At 41.8% G+C, this 19,333-nt stretch carries 35 protein-coding genes; 29 read left to right on the forward strand and 6 right to left on the reverse strand.

Translation table 11 applies throughout. From position 1 onward, the window contains the following. Positions 1-59: 59 nt before the first annotated feature. The 18 genes from ACWIW0_RS03980 to ACWIW0_RS04065 all read left to right on the forward strand — a co-directional run bounded on the left by ACWIW0_RS03980 (position 60) and on the right by ACWIW0_RS04065 (position 10,364). Positions 60-239 (forward strand): hypothetical protein, encoded by a 180-nt coding sequence (locus ACWIW0_RS03980; RefSeq protein WP_454452290.1) that lies wholly within the window; start codon positions 60-62, stop codon positions 237-239. Further along, positions 232-513 (forward strand): type II toxin-antitoxin system RelE/ParE family toxin, encoded by a 282-nt coding sequence (locus ACWIW0_RS03985; RefSeq protein ID WP_454452291.1) that lies wholly within the window; start codon positions 232-234, stop codon positions 511-513. The genes ACWIW0_RS03980 and ACWIW0_RS03985 overlap by 8 nt, the downstream gene beginning before the upstream one ends. A gap of 299 nt (positions 514-812) precedes the next feature. Further along, complete coding sequence (locus ACWIW0_RS03990) at positions 813-1,403, forward strand: phage baseplate assembly protein V (protein ID WP_454452292.1); 591 nt, start codon at positions 813-815, stop codon at positions 1,401-1,403. Beyond that, a complete protein-coding gene (locus tag ACWIW0_RS03995; protein WP_454452293.1) occupies positions 1,396-1,734 on the forward strand; it encodes a GPW/gp25 family protein in 339 nt (112 codons plus the stop codon). The genes ACWIW0_RS03990 and ACWIW0_RS03995 overlap by 8 nt, the downstream gene beginning before the upstream one ends. 12 nt (positions 1,735-1,746) lie before the next feature. Further along, positions 1,747-2,661 (forward strand): baseplate assembly protein, encoded by a 915-nt coding sequence (locus ACWIW0_RS04000; RefSeq protein WP_454452294.1) that lies wholly within the window; start codon positions 1,747-1,749, stop codon positions 2,659-2,661. Continuing rightward, the gene (locus ACWIW0_RS04005; RefSeq protein WP_454452295.1) at positions 2,651-3,199 is read left to right on the forward strand and encodes a phage tail protein I; all 549 of its coding nucleotides are present in this window, start codon (positions 2,651-2,653) and stop codon (positions 3,197-3,199) included. The genes ACWIW0_RS04000 and ACWIW0_RS04005 overlap by 11 nt, the downstream gene beginning before the upstream one ends. 23 nt (positions 3,200-3,222) lie before the next feature. Continuing rightward, positions 3,223-4,914: a phage tail protein gene (locus ACWIW0_RS04010; RefSeq protein WP_454452296.1), complete on the forward strand. Its 1,692-nt coding sequence runs from the start codon at positions 3,223-3,225 to the stop codon at positions 4,912-4,914. A gap of 9 nt (positions 4,915-4,923) precedes the next feature. Next, positions 4,924-5,628: a hypothetical protein gene (locus ACWIW0_RS04015; RefSeq protein ID WP_454452297.1), complete on the forward strand. Its 705-nt coding sequence runs from the start codon at positions 4,924-4,926 to the stop codon at positions 5,626-5,628. Beyond that, positions 5,607-5,885 carry a DNA helicase UvrD gene (locus tag ACWIW0_RS04020; protein WP_454452298.1) on the forward strand — a complete coding sequence of 93 codons (279 nt, stop codon included), beginning with the start codon at positions 5,607-5,609 and terminating at the stop codon, positions 5,883-5,885. Before ACWIW0_RS04015 ends, ACWIW0_RS04020 begins: the two co-directional genes overlap by 22 nt. Continuing rightward, positions 5,885-6,238, forward strand: a complete 354-nt coding sequence (locus ACWIW0_RS04025) for a hypothetical protein (protein WP_454452299.1) — start codon at positions 5,885-5,887, stop codon at positions 6,236-6,238. The genes ACWIW0_RS04020 and ACWIW0_RS04025 overlap by 1 nt, the downstream gene beginning before the upstream one ends. Then, complete coding sequence (locus tag ACWIW0_RS04030) at positions 6,235-6,393, forward strand: hypothetical protein (RefSeq protein ID WP_454452300.1); 159 nt, start codon at positions 6,235-6,237, stop codon at positions 6,391-6,393. Before ACWIW0_RS04025 ends, ACWIW0_RS04030 begins: the two co-directional genes overlap by 4 nt. A gap of 9 nt (positions 6,394-6,402) precedes the next feature. After that, positions 6,403-6,780 carry a hypothetical protein gene (locus tag ACWIW0_RS04035; RefSeq protein ID WP_454452301.1) on the forward strand — a complete coding sequence of 126 codons (378 nt, stop codon included), beginning with the start codon at positions 6,403-6,405 and terminating at the stop codon, positions 6,778-6,780. 1 nt (position 6,781) lies between these two features. Continuing rightward, positions 6,782-7,357 carry a hypothetical protein gene (locus ACWIW0_RS04040; RefSeq protein WP_454452302.1) on the forward strand — a complete coding sequence of 192 codons (576 nt, stop codon included), beginning with the start codon at positions 6,782-6,784 and terminating at the stop codon, positions 7,355-7,357. Between the two features lie 144 nt (positions 7,358-7,501). Continuing rightward, entirely contained in the window at positions 7,502-8,677 is a 1,176-nt protein-coding gene (locus ACWIW0_RS04045; protein WP_454452303.1) for a phage tail sheath protein, read from the forward strand. 59 nt (positions 8,678-8,736) lie between these two features. Further along, positions 8,737-9,246, forward strand: coding sequence for a phage major tail tube protein (locus tag ACWIW0_RS04050; RefSeq protein ID WP_454452304.1), 510 nt, complete (start codon positions 8,737-8,739; stop codon positions 9,244-9,246). Positions 9,247-9,306: 60 nt separating this feature from the next. Further along, positions 9,307-9,612: a phage tail assembly protein gene (locus ACWIW0_RS04055; RefSeq protein ID WP_454452305.1), complete on the forward strand. Its 306-nt coding sequence runs from the start codon at positions 9,307-9,309 to the stop codon at positions 9,610-9,612. Positions 9,613-9,644: 32 nt separating this feature from the next. Continuing rightward, positions 9,645-9,758: a GpE family phage tail protein gene (locus tag ACWIW0_RS04060; protein ID WP_454452353.1), complete on the forward strand. Its 114-nt coding sequence runs from the start codon at positions 9,645-9,647 to the stop codon at positions 9,756-9,758. A 168-nt stretch (positions 9,759-9,926) separates the two neighbouring features. Further along, positions 9,927-10,364: a phage tail protein gene (locus ACWIW0_RS04065; RefSeq protein WP_454452306.1), complete on the forward strand. Its 438-nt coding sequence runs from the start codon at positions 9,927-9,929 to the stop codon at positions 10,362-10,364. Here ACWIW0_RS04065 and ACWIW0_RS04070 read toward each other — a convergent pair. Next, positions 10,336-10,542: a ribbon-helix-helix protein, CopG family gene (locus ACWIW0_RS04070; RefSeq protein WP_454452307.1), complete on the reverse strand. Its 207-nt coding sequence runs from the start codon at positions 10,540-10,542 to the stop codon at positions 10,336-10,338. The genes ACWIW0_RS04065 and ACWIW0_RS04070 overlap by 29 nt on opposite strands. A gap of 358 nt (positions 10,543-10,900) precedes the next feature. Here ACWIW0_RS04070 and ACWIW0_RS04075 point away from each other — a divergent pair, with 358 nt between their 5' ends. Next, positions 10,901-12,037: a phage late control D family protein gene (locus ACWIW0_RS04075; RefSeq protein ID WP_454452308.1), complete on the forward strand. Its 1,137-nt coding sequence runs from the start codon at positions 10,901-10,903 to the stop codon at positions 12,035-12,037. 7 nt (positions 12,038-12,044) lie between these two features. Here the strand turns inward: ACWIW0_RS04075 and ACWIW0_RS04080 are convergent, their stop codons facing one another. From ACWIW0_RS04080 to ACWIW0_RS04100, 5 genes are all read right to left on the reverse strand, one after another. Then, on the reverse strand, positions 12,045-12,542 hold the full coding sequence (locus tag ACWIW0_RS04080; RefSeq protein WP_454452309.1) for a hypothetical protein: 498 nt from the start codon (positions 12,540-12,542) through the stop codon (positions 12,045-12,047). Then, entirely contained in the window at positions 12,514-12,666 is a 153-nt protein-coding gene (locus tag ACWIW0_RS04085; protein ID WP_454452310.1) for a hypothetical protein, read from the reverse strand. The genes ACWIW0_RS04080 and ACWIW0_RS04085 overlap by 29 nt, the downstream gene beginning before the upstream one ends. A 39-nt stretch (positions 12,667-12,705) precedes the next feature. Then, positions 12,706-13,278, reverse strand: a complete 573-nt coding sequence (locus ACWIW0_RS04090) for a hypothetical protein (RefSeq protein WP_454452311.1) — start codon at positions 13,276-13,278, stop codon at positions 12,706-12,708. Positions 13,279-13,377: 99 nt separating this feature from the next. Continuing rightward, positions 13,378-13,887: a BRCT domain-containing protein gene (locus tag ACWIW0_RS04095; RefSeq protein WP_454452312.1), complete on the reverse strand. Its 510-nt coding sequence runs from the start codon at positions 13,885-13,887 to the stop codon at positions 13,378-13,380. A gap of 11 nt (positions 13,888-13,898) precedes the next feature. Further along, positions 13,899-14,306, reverse strand: a complete 408-nt coding sequence (locus ACWIW0_RS04100; RefSeq protein ID WP_454452313.1) for a helix-turn-helix domain-containing protein — start codon at positions 14,304-14,306, stop codon at positions 13,899-13,901. A gap of 143 nt (positions 14,307-14,449) precedes the next feature. On the opposite strand from ACWIW0_RS04100, the gene ACWIW0_RS04105 reads away from it, so the two are divergent. The 10 genes from ACWIW0_RS04105 (at position 14,450) to ACWIW0_RS04150 (ending at position 19,324) form a co-directional block, all read left to right on the forward strand. Further along, positions 14,450-14,635 carry a hypothetical protein gene (locus ACWIW0_RS04105; protein WP_454452314.1) on the forward strand — a complete coding sequence of 62 codons (186 nt, stop codon included), beginning with the start codon at positions 14,450-14,452 and terminating at the stop codon, positions 14,633-14,635. Positions 14,636-14,723: 88 nt separating this feature from the next. Continuing rightward, the gene (locus tag ACWIW0_RS04110) at positions 14,724-15,065 is read left to right on the forward strand and encodes a hypothetical protein (protein WP_454452315.1); all 342 of its coding nucleotides are present in this window, start codon (positions 14,724-14,726) and stop codon (positions 15,063-15,065) included. 74 nt (positions 15,066-15,139) lie between these two features. Then, positions 15,140-15,418 carry a hypothetical protein gene (locus tag ACWIW0_RS04115; RefSeq protein ID WP_454452316.1) on the forward strand — a complete coding sequence of 93 codons (279 nt, stop codon included), beginning with the start codon at positions 15,140-15,142 and terminating at the stop codon, positions 15,416-15,418. A 14-nt stretch (positions 15,419-15,432) separates the two neighbouring features. Then, complete coding sequence (locus ACWIW0_RS04120; RefSeq protein ID WP_454452317.1) at positions 15,433-15,663, forward strand: hypothetical protein; 231 nt, start codon at positions 15,433-15,435, stop codon at positions 15,661-15,663. An 11-nt stretch (positions 15,664-15,674) separates the two neighbouring features. Further along, a complete protein-coding gene (locus ACWIW0_RS04125) occupies positions 15,675-16,115 on the forward strand; it encodes a hypothetical protein (RefSeq protein WP_454452318.1) in 441 nt (146 codons plus the stop codon). After that, positions 16,099-16,266 (forward strand): hypothetical protein, encoded by a 168-nt coding sequence (locus tag ACWIW0_RS04130; RefSeq protein WP_454452319.1) that lies wholly within the window; start codon positions 16,099-16,101, stop codon positions 16,264-16,266. Before ACWIW0_RS04125 ends, ACWIW0_RS04130 begins: the two co-directional genes overlap by 17 nt. A 2-nt stretch (positions 16,267-16,268) precedes the next feature. Continuing rightward, on the forward strand, positions 16,269-16,484 hold the full coding sequence (locus ACWIW0_RS04135) for a hypothetical protein (RefSeq protein WP_454444182.1): 216 nt from the start codon (positions 16,269-16,271) through the stop codon (positions 16,482-16,484). A gap of 9 nt (positions 16,485-16,493) precedes the next feature. Then, positions 16,494-16,769 carry a hypothetical protein gene (locus ACWIW0_RS04140; protein ID WP_454452320.1) on the forward strand — a complete coding sequence of 92 codons (276 nt, stop codon included), beginning with the start codon at positions 16,494-16,496 and terminating at the stop codon, positions 16,767-16,769. 112 nt (positions 16,770-16,881) lie between these two features. Beyond that, positions 16,882-17,037, forward strand: a complete 156-nt coding sequence (locus tag ACWIW0_RS04145) for a hypothetical protein (protein ID WP_454452321.1) — start codon at positions 16,882-16,884, stop codon at positions 17,035-17,037. Then, the gene (locus ACWIW0_RS04150; protein ID WP_454452322.1) at positions 17,030-19,324 is read left to right on the forward strand and encodes a replication endonuclease; all 2,295 of its coding nucleotides are present in this window, start codon (positions 17,030-17,032) and stop codon (positions 19,322-19,324) included. Before ACWIW0_RS04145 ends, ACWIW0_RS04150 begins: the two co-directional genes overlap by 8 nt. Positions 19,325-19,333 lie beyond the last annotated feature (9 nt).

The raw sequence follows: 19,333 nt of genomic DNA on the forward strand, positions 1-19,333 counted from the left end.
ACCTAAACATAAAAGCGGACAATATGATCAAGTATTGTCCGTTTTTGTGGGAGTAAATGATGTTTAAAGAAAAAGGTTATGATGAGTTTTTGGCTAAAAAAATTCAGATTGGCAGAGAACAAGCCAAAGCAGGACAAGGCATTCCACTTGAAGTTGCTAAACAGCGAGCCAAAGAGAAATTAGAACGTAAAACCCGAGAAATGGAAATCAGCCAACATAGAGATGTTATCTATGGCTAACGTCATTTTGACACCACAAGCTGAAAATGATATTGATGAAATTATTGAAAATGTGGTGGAATTTACAGGCTATGAGCAAAGCGGTATTGAACTCTATACAGATATTTTCAAAAAATTAGATATTATCGCTTTTATGCCAACAATCGGTGTTGCTCGTGATGATGGAACACGAGAAACATTTATCAGAAACTATCGTATTGTATATGAAATATTTGGTGATAATGTTTACATCATTACGGTTATTCATACACGCAGAATTTACCCACGCCCATAATTGAAAGCGACTTTTGTCGCTTCAGATTATTGACAAAGTCTTTTTTCATTCGGACGCCAGCGTGGCGTCCCTACAAGGAAAGTTATAACCAATTGAAAAATAACAGATTTTGTTTTGTTGTGTAGGGACGCCACGCTGGCGTCCGTTAATTGGATACAACAAATTGGGGTTTGTCATCAGTCTGAGCGACTGCGGTCGCTTTTTCTTTCTCTGTTAAAACCCAAACCACAACGCCCACCGCTCGCCCTACGCTTAAAGAGTGCCGACAATATCGCTATTTTTAACTGCCGATATTTCCAATGACTGAACCCAACCGCACCGAACTACTCCGCCGATTAGACAATTTGCTCCGACTTGGCACGATTGCCGAAGTTGATTACGTCAAGGCATTAGTGAAAGTCCAATCGGGCAATATTTTAACCGATTGGCTACCTTGGGTTGCCTTTCGAGCTGGCACAACGCAAAGCTGGTCGCCACCAACAACGGGCGAACAATGCCTTGTGCTTGCCGTCAGTGGCGAATTGACGACTGCGGTTGTGCTGGTCGGGCTATACACCCAAAACGCCCCAAGCCAAAGCCCCGATGAACATTGCATCAAGTTTGCGGACGGAATGGAGCTGAAATACAACCAAGCAAGCGGTCATTTAACGGTGAAAAATTGCAAAACAGCTAACATTCAAGCCACAAGCAGTATCACCGCAGATACCCCGAGTTTCACCTGTACAGGCAATGTCGTTATTCAAGGTTCGCTTAGTGTGAAAGGGGCAATCAGCACACAAGGTTCGATGACTGCACAAGGCGAAGTCAGCGGAAAAGGGATCAACCTTTCTACGCATACACATAGTGGCGTGGAATCAGGCAACAAACGAACAGGCACACCGAATGGATAAAAAAACAGGCTTAACTCTCCTAGATGAAAACGCCCATATTCGCCAATCGGTTGCGGACATTTTGCTTACCCCGATTGGTTCTCGGGTAATGCGAAGAGAATATGGCTCACAACTGTTTGAATTGATTGACCGCCCGTTAAATATGGCACTTGCCTTACAAATTGCAGCGGCATCGGTAATGGCGTTAAAGCGTTGGGAACCACGCATTGAAATTACCCGTTTTAAAATTCACTACGACCCGAATTACCCAAGCCAAGTAACCGCTGATTTAGACGGCATTAACAAGAATAATCAGACCAAATTAGCCTTTGCTGATTTGGCGTTACGATAACTAGAGACAAAAATGAGCCAACTCATCGACCTTTCAAAATTGCCAGCTCCTGATGTGATAGAGCAAATTGACTACGAAACCTTACTTGCGGAACGTAAGGAAAAGTTTATTTCGCTCTATCCTGAAAGCGAACAAGCCTTTTGGCGACAGCGTTTAAGTCTTGAATCTGAACCGATTGTGAAGTTGTTACAAGAAAACTGCTATTTACAAATGCTTGAACGGCAACGGATAAACGATGCCGCAAAAGCGACAATGCTCGCCTATGCCACAGGCTCTGACTTAGATGTCATCGCAGCGAATTACAACGTACAACGCCTTGTGGTGCAAGCCTATGACCCTAGTACACAACCGCCTACCCCTGAAATTTTAGAGAGTGATACCGATCTCCGTTTGCGTGCTCAATTAGCTTTTGAAGGATTATCGGTAGCTGGCCCACGCTCTGCTTATGTGTTTCACGCCCTTTCGGCTCACGCTGAAGTGGCTGATGTGTCGGTGGTTTCACCATCTCCTGCAAACGTCACAGTTACCGTACTTTCTCGTTTAGGCAAAGGTATTCCAAGCGAAGCGGCACTCACCGCTGTTCGCACTAAATTAAATGATGAAAACATTCGCCCGATTGCTGACCGAGTGCTAGTACAAGCGGCAACGGTGCAAGATTACCAAATTAACGCACGTTTACATCTATTGCGTGGCCCTGAATATGAACCTATTCGACAACAAGCCCAAAAACGCCTAGAAGAATATGTAAAAGAAAGACGACGTTTAGGGCGAGATATTACCCTTTCGGGGATTTATTCCGCCTTACATATTGAAGGTGTACAACGAGTGGAGCTGATACAACCGAGCCGAGACATTATTTTGTCAAACGATAAGGCAGGTTACTGCACCCAAATTCAGCTAGAGGTGGTGGCATCTGATGATTACTAACCCGATTGCTCCCCATACACCACTGCTCCCCACTGGCTCAAGCCCATTGGAAAAGCGAGCTGCAGAATGTTTACAACAAGCGGTGCGAAACCCAATTTTAATTGCAGATTTAATTAACCCTGAACGTTGCCCCGAACCACTATTACCCTATTTAGCATGGGCGTTTTCGGTGGATAAATGGGACGAGCATTGGAGTGAAGGAGCAAAACGCATTGCGATTAAAAATGCGTTTTTAATCCATAAACAGAAAGGCACGATTACCGCACTTCGCCGAGTAGTTGAGCCAATCGGCTATATCGTGGAGCTAAAAGAATGGTGGCAAGAAAGCCCACCTGCTACCGCCGGTACTTTTAAACTCACCGTTGAAGTCAGCGAAACAGGCTTAAATCAGCAAATCAATGAAGAACTTATTCGCTTAATTGAAGATGTAAAACCTGTTTCACGCCATTTTACCCTTGCGATTGCGATCACCCCTGTGGGTGAAATGAATGTGTTTATGGCAAGCCAAATGGGCGAAATTATTACGGTTTATCCTTAATTTGAAAGACAGAAAGAGAGATTATGAGCAAAACGTATTATTCAGTACTGACCACTTACGGCTCACAGCTTTTTGCCAGTGCAATGGCAAATCGCCAAGCGGTGAATATTCGCCAAATGGCAGTGGGTGATGGTAATGGCAGAGCGGTTACACCCGACTCTGCTCGTACTTCATTGGTAAGAGAAGTGCATCGAGCCAATATTAGTGCGGTGTCGCCTGACCCAAGAAATAACAAACAAGTGATTTTTGAGCTAACCATTCCTGAAAATGTGGGTGGCTTTTGGATTCGTGAAATTGGCATTTATGATGCACAAAATCGCCTAGTGGCTTATGCAAACTGCCCTGAAACCTTTAAACCAAGGTTAGAAGAAGGGAGCGGTAAAATTCAGGTGATCCGAATGGTGCTACTGGTTAGCTCATCAAATGCGGTTACTCTTACTGTTGATGACAGTGTCATTTGGGCGACTCGAGGGCAACTGACCCCGAAAACCATTACCGCAACCAGCACAAACAGTGTTGATGAAACAGGTCACACTCACGCCATCGACCACGCCTCCACTACGCAAAAAGGGATTGTGCAGCTCAATAACACCCTAACCAGCACTAGCCAAGAGCAAGCCTTAACTGCTGCACAGGGGAGGGTGTTGAATGATAAAATCACACAAAATGAGCAAAAAATGCTCAATCTTACCAATCAAAAAGTCAATAAAACCGATGTGAGCGATTCCGTAAGCTCCAATTCACAAACCACTGTTGGTTCATCTCGTGCGGTGAAAACGGCTTATGACAAAGGCGTGGAAGCGAAGAATGCAGCGGATAATGCTCAAACTTCTGCCAATAACGCCAACAATAATGCAAATGGCAGGGTGTCGAAATCGGGCGATACGATGACAGGCAATCTCGTCGTGCCTTATCTAAAAGCAACGGGGCAATACCTTTCTGTTACAGCTCAAAATAATCAGTTTGCAGGTTTTGATGTGATTCGACAAGGTAGTAGCGGAAATTGGCTTTCTCGTATTGAAGCATTACCCGATAAAAGATGGAAATTTTGGACGGAAGGTGGTTATGATGTTTTTGTACCAAACAGAAATGGAACTCTTGCTCTAGACGAAGATGTTCGCGATAAGGTCGTTAAAACAGGTGATGAAATCAATTGGCTGCGTGTTATTAATGATAATTCTGTATTACATCTCAAGAGTCGTAATAGTGCTGGTGCTTATATTGATTTCTCTATTTGGAACGGTTCACACCCACACTCCAGTATTGAGTGTATTGATGTAGGGAATTGGGCAACGGAGTTTCGTTTTCATACCACACCACAGGGGGAGAATTATAACAGCGACCGTCGCCATCACGTTGCAACAATCAACCCTAATGGGGCGATATGGGCGAAAGAATATGGTTGGCTACACGATTATTTCTTAAAACGTAGCGATTGTATTCGCAGTTGGTACCCTAACCACTATGCAGGCACTGAAGTGCATAAAATTCGTCATTTAGGATTAATGATTACCTTAATGAATACTACGGGTGCCAATAGAGAACTATTATTACCTGAAAGTTATGACGGTCACGCTATTGTATTGGCTAATGATAGAGGGGATGGTAGCGTGAATGTGCAAAGATGCAAGTTTTTGGGTGGAAATCGCATTTTTGTTGGTGGGCATTGGGATACCCACTGCTCTGTATTGGTTATGGGTTTTAAAAATGTCTAAGGAGCAAAAATGCTAAAACAATTTCATTTGCAAAACAAAGTCTTTGATGACCCTATTTTGCTTACTAGCGATAAAGGCGAGCCGATTTTAACCGAGCCACCCGCTCAAGCGGTAGGATTGCCACAATATATTACCAGTGGTGACGGCTGGTTTACCATTGAGACACAAGAAGAAATTGATGGTATCTCTGCTAGCATTACAGGTGAAGGCGAAGTTTGGGTAGAGAATGGCAAGGTGCATTTTTCAGGGCGAAAACCAAGTGATTTACACCGTTGGGATAGCAAAACCAAATCGTGGAAAACGCTAACCACTCAGCAACAACAGGCACAGCAAGAAGCCCAATTTGAGCGACGCTGTACGCAACTAATTAGCAAATTATCCGACCAAACCGACCGCTTGAAATCGGCGATTTTAGTTGGTTATCCGCAAGCGGAGATTGATAGCTTTTACCGTCAAGAACGTGAGGCGAGAGGCTGGAAGGAAGATAACCACTACCCTACGCCAATGCTCACAGCGATTGCTGAAAATCGGGGGGTTCCCTTTGAAATTTTAGTTGAAAAAGTGATTGAAAAGGCTGACCAAGTTGCCGTTGTTATCGGGCAGATTATCGGGCAACGCCAAGCCTTTGAAGACCGCATTTCACTTGCAAAAAACAACGAAGAACTGACCGCTATTGAGCAGGAGATTGAGAAATGGCAACCAGTGAATCTTTAAAAAAGTGGGTGTACCACGTTGTAATTGGGTTAGACCAATTTATCAACGCCATTTTAGGCGGTGCAGCTGATGAAACTCTTTCAAGCCGAACCTATCGGGGAGCGGTATTGAGTCAAAAACCAAAGCGGAAATGGCAAGTAATGCACCGCACCATTGAAACCTTGTTCTTTTGGGAAAAAGGCAAGCACTGCCAAATGGCGTATGAGAGTGAGCTAAGCAGAAAGCAGTATCCTAGTGCTTTTCGGCAGGAGGAGTGATGTCAAAAATTAAATTAAAACGGGGTGATGATGAAGAGTATCAAGTCAATGTGGTGCAGAGCGATGGTAGCTTAGAATCGCCATTTGATTTGTCGCAGATTGAGCGAGTAGATTTACACGCCAAAGTTAATGGCAAGCTGGTGCTATCGCTCTCAAGCACAGATGGCTCAATTGAGTTTATTGACCGTACTGCAGGCATATTGTTGCTTAATTTTAGTCATCAATTAACCGAAAACGCCGAATGGCAAACGGCTGAGTACGATTTGCAGTTGATTGACCGCAATGGCAAACGCAAAACTCCCCTTTCAGGGCGGATTGAGCTGTCGCACGATATTACGCAGGTGAGCCAATGAAAAAGCTCACTGCGGTTATCGTTAAGCCAACGACATTAAGGGCGGTATTGACCAAATCAAAATCAATCACTGCCACATTAAAAAAAGCAGAGCGAGTCGAGCCAGCTAACCAAATGCCAGACCTACTCAGTTTATATCAATTAGCCAAAATATAAGGAAACAAAATGACAACAGCAAACCAAAAACTCACCGCTTTCGCTCAAGCAGTCGGTACTGACTATAAAGAACTGAAAGGCTTAATTAGCCAAGTTCAATCCACTCTTGCGGAATTACCACAATCCAATGCGATAAGTGCACAAATTCAACAAGCCATTACTGCTCTTAAAAATGAGTTAATGGGCGGTGAATTAGACGAGCAGTTAGACACGCTTAAAGAGTTGGGCGACAAGTTAAAAGAGTTGCAAAACGATGAATCTGTAGCTGGTGCGATTACCCAAAAACTCACTGAGTTAAAGCAGAAAATTGAAGGGCTTGAGACTGCATTTAATGGCTTAATAGAAACTAATTTTGTGGAGATATATCAACAAGCAAAAGGAGTTTAATATGACAAGTGCTGTAGAAACTCTCAGCGAAGCTCTAACAGAAATTGGCAAAGACATCGGTAATTTAAGCAAGGTTGGCAAAGCTGTTGAAGCACAAGCAAATGTGCTGGTTGAGAATAATCAACTGCTCAAACAGCTTGCAGGTCGTTCTCATTCGCAGAGTGGCAATTCTTCAACACTACCAACTGATGAGCAAGTGATGGCTTATTTTAGTAATGCCGAAAAACAGCTAGAACGCAGACGAGAAAACCTTAAAAACATTACGCATATTGAAGTGCAAGAAGGGGCTTTTGATTGGCGATTGTTTGATGGAGTGAGAAAGTTAGCATTTATTAAACAAAATACAGAAACAACTTCTAACCCAATGCAAGCCGCATCGAGAGAGCTATACAATATGAATGGTAAGCGGATAAAGATTATGGCAATCAAACCCAACGGAATAGAACAAGTTTGGGAAGGAACTCACGATTACCGCATTGATATTAAAAAACGATTACCAGAGCATTTGAAGGCTAGTGATTTGATGGTGATGGTGCTTGATGAGAGACCTGTATCAAGCAGTGGTTATCGTGGGTAGTTTGTTAATATCTGATCCACATTCCCAACCGCTCGCTATGGGCGGTTTTTTTACGCACAATCTTGACTGTTCTTACCCCCTACTCCCTCGCAAGCTCGGGTACTTCCCCCGCAAGCAGGGGCAGAATTAACTAAGGAAAAACCAATGTCAGATCAATACCTTCACGGCGTACGAGTGATTGAAATCAATCAAGGTACACGCATTATTCGCACCGTTGCTACTGCAGTAATTGGTGTGGTGTGTACCGCTGAAGATGCCGATGCTCAAACATTCCCATTAAATACCCCCGTTTTAATTACCGACCCAACCGCTGCGATTGCCAAAGCAGGTAAACAAGGCACATTAAGCCGTACCCTTGATGCCATTGGCGATTTGGTCAAAACCCCAACTATTGTGGTGCGTGTGGCTCATTCTGAAGACCAAAGCACGATGAACACAAACATTATCGGCACAGTAACAGAGCAAGGCGAATATACAGGTTTAAAAGCCTTGTTGATTGCCAATACGGTGTGCGGATTTAAACCACGCATTTTAGGTGTGCCGAAATATGATACGCAGGAAGTGGCGACTGAATTAGCCAGTATTTGTAAAAAATTGCGTGCCTTTGGTTATATTTCATCAAATGGAGCAGAAACTCGTGATGCCGCTATTCAGTATGCTCGCAATTTTAGTCAGCGTGAATTGATGATGATCCACGGTGATTTTATCTCGTTTGATGTGAATACCAGCCGTAACGATGTGGATTATGCCGTTGCTCGTGCTTTAGGTTTGCGTGCGAAATGCGATAAAGAGTACGGCTGGCATAAAAACATTTCAAACGTTGAAATTGATGGTGTAGTGGGCGTGACGAAGCCGATGAGCTTTGATATTCAAGACGATAGCACCGATGTGAACTTGTTAAATGCGAAAAACATCAGCGTGCCAATTAAATTCAACGGCTTTCGTATTTGGGGTGGTCGTACGCTCTCCAGCGATACGTTGTTTGCCTTTGAGCAATATACTCGAACCGCTCAAATTATTGCGGATACCTTCGGCGAAGCCTTTGATTGGGCGATGGATAAACCGCTCACCCCAAGTCTTGTGAAAGATATGTTGGAGATGATTAACGGTAAATTCCGTTATTGGAAATCGCTTGGCTATATTGTTGATGGCAATGCGTGGGTCGATCCTGAAATTAACACCAAAGATATTATCAAAGACGGTAAGTTTTATATTGATTATGACTACACACCAGTGCCGTCATTAGAAAACTTAAATCTTCGTCAGCGTATTACCGATAAATACTTGATGGATTTCGCCGCTAAAGTCGCTGCGGCTTAAGAAATCTCCCCTTGCCCCTCTTTATCTAAAGAGGGGAATGCAGAAGAATAGGAAACATTATGGCATTACCAAGAACATTAAAATTGATGAACGTGTTTAATAACGGGGTGAGCTTTCTCGGCGTTGCTGAAGAAGTGGAACTCCCGAAATTAACAATGAAAATCGAAGATTATCGAGCAGGCGGAATGATTGGCGAAGTGGGAATTAACCTTGGCTTAGAAAAGCTAGAGCTAACCCATAAATACGCTGGCATTGTGCCTGAATTATTTACTGGCTTTGCGTCTGAAACCATTGACAGCGAGCTTATTCGTTTTGCGGGTGCTTATCAGAAAGACGATACAGGCGATGTTGCTGCGGTGGAAGTGTTGATGCGTGGTCGTCATACGGAATTAGACGGTGGCAATAGCAAGGCAGGTGAGAAAACCGAAAGTAGTATTAAGTCGGCATTGACTTATTACAAATTGACGGTGGACGGTAAAGAGATTGTCGAAATTGATTTGATTAACTCGGTGTTTAAAGTAGATGACAAAGACCGTTATGCGAAACATCGTGCGGCAATCGGATTGTAACAATCATATCGGACGGGCACAGGACCCGTCCCTACCAAAATAATCTAAATGGAAAAATTTATGACAACTAAAACAATTACCCTAAAACAACCTATTACTCGTGGTGAAACGCAGATCAGTGAAATTCAGGTGCGTAAGCCAAATGTGCCAGCGTTGAAAGGCTTAAAATTGCTGGATTTAATGCAGTCTGATGTGAATGCAATCAGTACGTTACTGCCACGCATTACCCAACCAATGCTCACCAAAGCCGATATTGACCGCCTTGATATTGCCGATTTTACCAAGCTCACAGGTGCAGTGTTTGAAGTGATGGGCGTGAATGAAGAAGAGAGCGAAAGCGAAACTGATGAGGGAAAGTCAGACTAGTTCCTTCTTGTGTTGAAGATGCCATCGCTGACATCGCCACCGTTTTTCACTGGCAACCGAATGCTTTTGATGAGATGGATTTAGATGAGTTGATGCAATGGAGTGAGTTGGCTCGAGAGCGAGCCGAAGTTAGTCAAGATGAATAGATAAAATCTGCCCCCGTTTACGGGGGAAGTACCTTGCGAAGCAAGGGGTAGGGGGCAGACAAGCGGTGAGTTTTTAGCGAAATTTTACAAATTGCCCCCTTCGGCTCGTTTCACTCGCCACTTCCCCCGCAAGCGGGGGCAGAATGTAACTACACATAGAGAGATTAAATGCTCCAAAATATCGCCCTAATGAGTTTGGGATTTTTTGTTTTTATGCGACAAACCATTCCCTTTCAAGAAACTAGCCGAGATGTCTCGTGGAATCACCCAACAAATAATGTGGTGGGGAAATTACCACGCACGCAATTTACAGGCAAAGCCAGCGAAACCATTACCCTAAGTGGCACGTTAATGCCTGAAATTACAGGTGGGCGAATGAGTTTGTTAGCCTTGGAAATGATGGCTGAAAAAGGCGTGCCATATCCGTTGATTGACGGTGCTACCTTTATGATTAAAGGTTGGTTTGTGATTGAGAGTATCAATCAGCAAAACACCGAATTATTTGGCGATGGCACACCTCGTAAAATAGATTTTTCGATGACGCTAAAACGCACCGATGATTCTATTTTGGGTGATATTATTGATGATGTGATGAGTTATTTGTAGTTGCTTGCTCTGCGAATTGCTTTAATGCTAGCGTTACCACCTGATTTTGCCCGATCCCCATTTCTTTACTGAGTTGTTCAAGTAGTGAAATGGTATCAATATGTAGTTTCAGCGATTTTTGTTTAATGCCACGTTTCGCATCACTTTTTGCGTTAATTTCTTGTCTTGTCATTGCCATTTGAATTACCTATTGATCTTTAAATTAAGTTTTTGTATAGTTGGAGCCGTCAGGGGAAGCGGTAACTTCCCCCTTCGGATTATCTTAGCTAATTACAGTTCCAGAGCAACTAGCTAAACAACAGATAATCAGGATAATGAAGAAAAGCGACTTTTTCATATCCTTACTCCTATTGTTAGCCCCACTTTCTACAAGGTGGGGTTTCTTGTATCTAACCCCTTGCTAGATGTGTTTATTGTAAGGAGTCTTACATTAAATTACAAGTGTTTTGTTATCTTTTTTTCCACATTTTCAATACGTTATCTCTTTTTTCAGATGGTTTTAATATGGCGTTTATTTTTCTATTTGATGATGACTTATGTTTGAAAAACTGCTCCAAACCAACCACCGCAAGCCGAAGGTGCATTTAAGCGTTCGACCTGATCCGAAAAGTGAGAAAAAGGATATTACCACCCTACTCTCTCAACGTTTGATGAGTTTAACTTTAACGGATAGTCGGGGCTTTGAAGCGGATCAGCTTGATTTAACCTTAGATGATGCAGACGGTTTGTTAGATTTGCCAAGTCGTGGGGCGATTTTGTCGTTGGCGTTTGGCTGGGCTGATGAGCCGTTGGTGTTTAAAGGAGAATATACGGTTGATGAGTTGGAGCATTCGGGTGCACCTGATATTGTGACGATTCGGGCCCGCTCTGCAGATATGCGTGGTACGTTGATGAACCGTTATGAACGCTCTTTTAATAATCAAACCATTGGGGCGATTGTGAAAAAGATTGCCGAAGAAAATCAGCTTAAGCCGTTGGTTGATAAGGTGTTTGAGAATTTTGTGATTAAACATATTGACCAAACCAATGAGAGTTCAATTAACTTGCTTTCTCGTTTAGCAGAAGAACACGATGCGATAGCCACCGTAAAAAATGGCAATTTGCTATTTATTCAAGCAGGGCAAGGGAAAAGTGCCAGTGGCAAGCCATTGCCGACAATACACATTACCCGACAAGATGGCGATAGTCATCGTTTTGCGATTGCAGAGGGCGATAATTACAAAGCCGTTAAAGCCTACTGGCACGATACTGACACTGGCAAGCGTGGCGAGGTGGTTATTGATGAAAATAGTGACGTGAAAAAAGTCAATAAAAAGACCAAAAAAGGTAAGGAGAGCAAAAGTAAGAAAACGGTGGTGGTGCAGAAGGAGCCTGTGGAGAGTGATGCCGATAATATCAAAACCCTACGTCATACTTACAAAACTGAACAATCTGCCTTGCGTGCTTGTCAGCGTGAGTTTAGTCGTTTACAACGTGGCGTTGCCAGTTTTTCACTGAATTTAGCGGTGGGTAATGCGGAGTTGATGCCTGAATTGCCTGTGCAAGTGGTTGGTTTTAAGCCACAGATTGACAGTACGGATTGGATTATTACGCAAGTAACACACTCAATCAGCGAAAGCGGTTTTACAACGGCGATTGAGTGTGAGTTGAGGGTGGATACAGGAAAGGATTAAAAGGTTATTACCAATAATGTGCAAATAAACGTTGATACCATTTCAACGGTAGGCAATCTGATGGAGAATACCCCAAGGCGATAACGGTTTCGTTATAAGCGATTTTTTCCAAGTTTTTTAAGGGTTCTCCTTCTTCATCATCTAAACGGTGCATTGCTTTTTCAATTTGATTAAGTTTATCGTGTGTTAAATCCGTTTCTAACAGTTGATTGCGTAATTGTCCAAAGGCTAATACAAAATTCTGGTGCTGATTGGCTTTTTGGCTAAAGGCAAGCCAAAAAGCTAAAACTGAAAGTAAAGTCACACTAAAACCTAAAATAACGGCAAGTTGTGGAGCTTGGTTAAGAATAGCAACGGCAGAAGCTGAACCAAGTAACGCATTTGTGATATTGGTTAAATTATCCCACCATCGAAAAAATGCTGACCGTTTACTGTTGTAGCGAATAGAGCGATTCAGATCAAATTCAAGGGAGTGTTTACGTTGGGCTAAGTTGATTGTCTTCATAGGGCTGTTTTCCTTTATCGGCTGGGTTTGGTTGCTGTTTACGAGTGAAATCATCACGTTCACAACTTGCCCATTTTAGCCTGTTGAAGTTTGTTTGATGTCGTTTTGTTTTGTTATTTGGCATATAACCTTCCTAGATGTGAGTCGCCCACAACGCAATCACCTAAATGCTTTTTGACTTCTCCACAATTCTTAACGGACAAACATCAATATATTGTGCAGGCAGTTTTTGCCACCAAGCAATTTTTCTTAAATCTTCTTTAGGATATTTGTGGTAGCTGGCTTCTTCATTCCAACATATTTCCATTAAGACATTTAATGTATTTGGCTCGTTGATTTCAATATTATCAACTTCTTTCCAAAGCTGCGTAATATCCTCAACTGTTTTTGCATCTCGCCATTTTATTTCAAGTTTTTTATAGGCTTGATAAAACTCCTTGTAATCTCTTGCTTTATCGCCAAAGCCAATAAAGGAGTCAAAGGCAGAGAGAATAAGAATAATCACATTACACAATACGGCATAAAGTTCATATTGTTTGGCAAGAATTGCCACAATGGTTGCTGAACCTATGATATAGCTTAGAATTTTGTGTGTATTATTCCAAAAACTAAAAAATGCACTACGCTTGGCGTGATACCGTAAATTTTTGCCTAGATGAAACTGCAGATTGAATTTTTCATCTTCAAATTGCGTATTATTTTCTTCTAGGTGGACTTGAGCTTTGACCTTTTCCATAATGTTGTTCCTCATCAGGTTTGTTTTCGACAAAATACGAGGAATAATTTTGTATTAGATTCATTTTTTAAGTCCTTAGTTTATCTTGTTATGTGATTTTTAACTCGGAATTTCCCCAGTTTCTAACATCTGCAGATATTCCGATTCATTGATTATTTGAATGCCATATTCGGTCGCCCTTGCTAATTTTCTTGGACCAACCGTTCTTGATGTTTCATCAATTACCAAAAAATTGACAGATTTTGACATATCCATAACCGTTCTTAATTCTTTTTGTTCTGCTAATTTAATGAGTTCTGCTTTTTTATCTTTCTTAAACCCACTAAAACAAAAAGTGATATTATCATTTAAGCTATTATGGTGTTGAATATGGCGTTGAGCATTGATTTTTGCATCAAATTCTAGATAAACCTCGTTAGGTAAATTGGCTAAATAATCCTTAGCTAATTGAATATCATCAAAATAGCCAATAACTCTATCGTGTCGGAAAGTGATTATTCTGCTTCTTTCTGAACAATACCCACGAAAATAAAAGCCATCATCATTGATATTTGAGATTGAATAAGCTCCGACTTCTTTATGGGCGTTCATATAAACAAAAATAGCCATATTAATAGTCCCTATTTCCTAATCCCCGTCACTTCACGCACATTGCCGTTAAATACTTGGTTATTATTGCCACCATCGCCATTTTGAACAACACTCCCATTTCCCCCATTACTCAGCCCACTCATCTGCATCATCAGATTTGCTTTTTGTGCTGGGGTAAGTTGGCGATAAGCTAACAGCACCATTTGTTCATCGGTGGCAAGTTGTTCAGATTCTTTACCTGAAACTAACCAATCCAAACTTAAAGAGTGTGTTTCAGAAAATTCAACAGCTGTGTCAAATGGTAGGTTATTTCTAGTTTTCCAGTTTCTTACTGTTGATGATGGCTTACCTAAGGATTGAGCTAATTCATCATCAGTATTGGCTGATAGAACGGATTTCATTCGTTCAATAATCAGACGACTATTTAAAAGGCTCATAAAAAAATCTCTTGCTTTGTTGCAAAATGGGTTGCAATGTCGCAAAATGGGTTGTAATATATCCGCAACTGATAAAACATATCAGTAAATTATCTTGATAGCTATTTATAGCTATAAATCCGTTACTTTTCAAGGGAAAAACAATGACAGAGATCACAAATTCGGAAGAAAAACCGAAGCAAAAGGAGCTAAAGGAAAAAATGTACACCTTTGTAGATCCTGCGGTAAAAGCAAAAATTGTCTCACTTGCCGAGCAAACCGACCGCTCGCCTTCAGCAATGATTCGGGTGTTGGTGATGAAAGGCTTAGAGCAGATGGGGGAAGTATGAATAAATAGGAGGCATTGGCAAAAAAACAACAATATCTAACCGCTTGTTAGGGGTAACAATGGTTAGTAAAAAACGTTAAGGCTGGGCTGTGAGCTGTGGGGACAGTGAGCAGAATGGTGGATTTGGTAAAAGTAAAACAATATGGCAAAGGGCAAAGATGAATGTAAATGTGAAATGTATTAAATGCGGTGCAAAGTTGAATGTAAGAACGTCTGAAACTCCAACTTTGCAGACTTGTATCACAGTTTTTAGATGCCATAACTGCGGCTGCTCTGGAAAAGCGATTACGGAAATTGTGGAGTTTTTCGAGCCTGAATACCGAGAGGCTGAAGGCTGGCGACTAGCGAATAAGCCGTTAAATCAGCTAGATAGACAAACTGTTGATATGTTCGCACCTGAATATACACATTCATCTCAATTCAAATATTAATCTTTAAACGGTACAAAAAATAGCCTTTTTAATCAGGGCGGGTTTTTTGCACCCTAAAAATAGGAAATTGCACAATGAATAAACAATTTAGACGTAATCAACGTTGGCGTATGAACCGACAATTGAACAACCGCAGACGCATAAATCTGTGGTTGTTGGAGAAGCGTGTGAGCTATTTGGAAGGTCGTGAAGAAGTGTTAGTGCTTGATTTGGAAAACACCCACGATTTGATGAAAGCCCTTGAAACAAAGGTGCAAGCGTTGATTGCGGAAAATCAGGCATTAAAAACGACACAACCTGTCGGACTGTTGGCTCGTGTGAAGGCGTTTTTGTCGAGTAAGGGTAATCCATAGGGTTCGGAGGGAGTATGAGTAAGGTTGTTATTGAGGTGGGTAAATCGTTTCGTATGGCTGATGGTAGCAAAGCCACAATCTTTGCCGATTTGCGTCAGGTTATTGAAGGGGGTGATCACTTTGGCTTCCATTTTTTCGGCGGTTATGTCTTTGAGGGGCAATTCTATGAATGTCGTTGGAATGAGCAGGGGCAATCAGACAGAACAAACTATCGTGGCTTTTTAGAAGCACCTTGGCAGGAATAATTGGGGGAGTTATGGATTATCACAGTATTGAACAACGCCAAAAAGTTCATTTAGAAAAAATCAAGGCGTTAAAACAGCAGGGAATTACAGGTTTTTCGGCAGTTTTTCAAATCTGTGATGATGAGGCAAGAGAACAAAATAAGGCAGAAGATAGCCCTTTAGGTCGTGTGGCTTGGGCGTTTCAACAAATGCCTTATTTGCATCGGGTGCGTTTGCTTAAGTTTGCCAATGTATTGGCAGCAGAACAGGAAAAAACGGTAAGCATCAATGGCTATCTTGCCTTTGATAAGTTTACGCAAGATGAACGTGCATACATTGCGTTAGCCCTAAAAGAAATGGGCGATATACGTCAAGACTTCCCGAAAAATCTTAAATTTTGGGAATTTCATCAACAGAGAGGGAATGATGATGTGGTTAAGAATATTGCGAATTTATATGGCAAGCAATCGTAATAAACAGTTGCGAACCTTGGCTTTTTTAGAAAAGCAATATCAGCGATTGGTTTGTGTTTATGCTCAAACAGGCAATAGAGCCGATTGGGAAAAATCTTACGCAACCCACCGCTTGTACGGGATTTTCTTTAAGCGGTTAAAAGGGGCGTAACAGTGGCAATTATTACGATTGATGGCTACTTCATTGAACAAAAGCAGGAATGTGATCAAGTCGCTTATTTTCTGCATAAAGGCAACGCCACGTTAGCCAAAGCCAATTCATTAAATAAGGTGATGGAAGTCATGTTTGATGACTTCAAAGACAGCCGACAGCATACACTTCAACGGGTTAATGTTCCCGAAATCAGAATTACGATGAGCATTCGATAAGGATTAACGATGAATACCAAAATACTTTATACCCAATCAGGCGAACAGTTCCAAATTGAAAAGAATGTCTATGGCTACCGCATTTTACAGGTGATTACGGAGCAGGAAGCAAGAGCGGTCAGTGGTTATTACAGCAGTCCTTTTGAGTTGTTTGACGGAATGGCTGATCTTGGTCTTTTCTCCAAAGATGAAACCGAAGCCTTACTTGATGTTGCGAATGAAATCAAACAAGCCTTTAAAACCTTTTGTAACTATGTTCGGGAACATCACGCTTATGATGGTTAGCCATTCGCCCTATAGAACCTTTTATCCTAGTTGTACGATAAAAAAACAGCAGTTTCGGGTTGAGTATCGTCAGATCAGTCGGCGGTTTTATTTATACCGTAACGGAAAATTGATGGGGCAATATGCTCATAGTGATTTTGTACTGCTTGCCATTGTGCAATTTTTTACAGGCTTTAAAGGCGATGAATTACCCTTTAAATATCAAGGGTTGATGAAGAAAATTGAAAAAGGCTTGCAACTTCCTTATCAGGGCTTGATTGATGATTAAACAAGATTGGATTTTATCAGATGTAGAACAGGCGGAAATGTTTCCGCCTGAAGTCATTGCATCTGAAATTATCCCGTCTATGTTTAATCAAGCACCTGTTGATCCGACAGAATGGCGTAAACCACAAGATTTTTATGCTCTCTCTCCCGTACAACGTTCTTTATTCGATTTGGACGAAGAACATTTTCAAGAACGTATTGATGCGTTATCTCACTTTCCTAAACCGATTGCGGATTTCTTAGCAGGTCAGTTAAAACGCCGAATTCGCAGTTATGGTTCGTTATATGCCGACAGTTGGTTTAAATCACAAATAGCCCTGCAGTATGAGCGTTATAAATTGGTAATGTCGCAATATTGTGATGCGTTGTCGCTGTTTAAGATGACATACCAAGATTTAGATTTTTTGAATGATGTGGAATTGCCTAGTTGCTTTCAACAGCCTGAGCGAGAAACAGAAGAAGAATATCAGGCAAGATGTCAGCAGAAAATACAGGCGTGCAATGAACTGCTTAAACCAATTGCATCACGTTTAATTGAAAGTGAGACAATTTTCAAGCGTGAGCATTTACGCCCGTTATGCTATATGCGAGCCGATGAGCTAAAGGCAATGGCAAATTTATTCGCTTCATCAATGAGCGAAGAAATGCACCGTATTTGCGATGAGAACTACCATACCGTAACAGATACCGAGACAGGCGAAGCATTATTTCATCAGATTTATCGAAAATTAGTTGCCGATATTAACGCTTTTGGCATTGATGCACCTTATCAGTCAAAAGTGAAATCAGGCTCAATTTCGGTGAACGAGATCAATTCAGGCTTGCTTAAAATCACCGATCCTGCGTATTGGCTAGGTAAATTAGAGCGAATGGCGACACGTTTGCAGGAGCATTTGGCGATTGCGGTTGGAATGGTGCATCAAGGGCTAGGTGGTTATGTGAGTAACGACCGCTTGAAAGCCTATGAACAGCAACGTAAGAATAACTTTGAATTTATTAAAAACTGCGTCATCACCAATATTCTAAATGAAGAAGAGCAACACGATTTGCTTGAAATTTGGCTGAAAAGCAGTGCAAATCCTAAGATTGCTCGTATTGAGCTAATGAACCGTATGCGGGGTTTTGAAGAGATTGCGGATTACTATCAGCACGAAGGTGTGTTCGTTACGTTAACCGCTCCGTCAAAATATCACGCAATGCTACATCAAGGTGGAGTTAATCCGAAGTGGAATGGGTTTGCTCCACATCAAACACAAAAATATTTATGCGGTGTATGGGCGAAAATTCGTGCATCGTTAAAACGTCAAAATATTCAAACTTACGGCTTTCGTGTGGCTGAACCGCACCACGATGGCACGCCTCATTTTCACTTTGTCCTTTATACCAAGCCCGAAGATATGCGAGCGTTAAAACGCACGATTTATCGTTATGCGTTAGAAGAAGATGGTGACGAACCAGGGGCAAAACTCCGCCGTTGTACTTTTAAGAAAATTGATAAAAGCCTTGGCAGTGCAACAGGCTATCTTGCGAAGTATATCAGTAAGAATATTGATGGTCAGGCAATGGACGGCTTGTTTAGTGATGAAACAGGCGTTGATGTTCGTTTGTCTGCGTTACGCACAAAGGCGTGGGCGACTGTTTGGGGTATTCGTCAGTTCCAGCAAATCGGCGGAGCTTCTATCAGTGCCTATCGTGAGTTGCGTAAGTTAGGCAGTGAGAAACAGCAAGATGAAACGGTCGATATTGGTAGAGCGATTAGTGATACAGGTTGCTTTGCAAGTTATACCGAATTCCAAGGCGGTGTGTTTGTGAAACGTGCCGATCAGAAAGTACGCCTGAATTATATTGAAGCTGGCGAAACCAAATATCAGGAAACACGCCATAAAGTAAACGGTGTGAAAAATAGTGCAAATGGCAAGGTAACGATCACTCGCTTAAAAGAGTGGAAAATTGAAAGAAAGCGTAAAGATTGGGAGGAAATGGCAACACAGAAAAAACAAGAGAAAGGTATCAATCACACAGCCGAATGGAATGAGGCTGAAACAGGCGAGCTTGCTCGCCCTTGGACTCGTGTCAGTAACTGTACGGGGTCAAAAAATACACAAATCCACCCAACCATAAGGGATAGAATAAAAAATGAGCTAATTATTCAGCGTGGACGGATAACAGATTATCAAGTTGATGATTTATTAAACGGTAAACCACTTAAAATTTACAGTAATGAGCAAGTTCAGCTTTATGTGACATATAGCAACGGACAGCTCATTGAAGAAAAACGGTATAGTTGATTGTGAACA

This window comes from Ursidibacter sp. B-7004-1 (genome assembly GCF_053654055.1).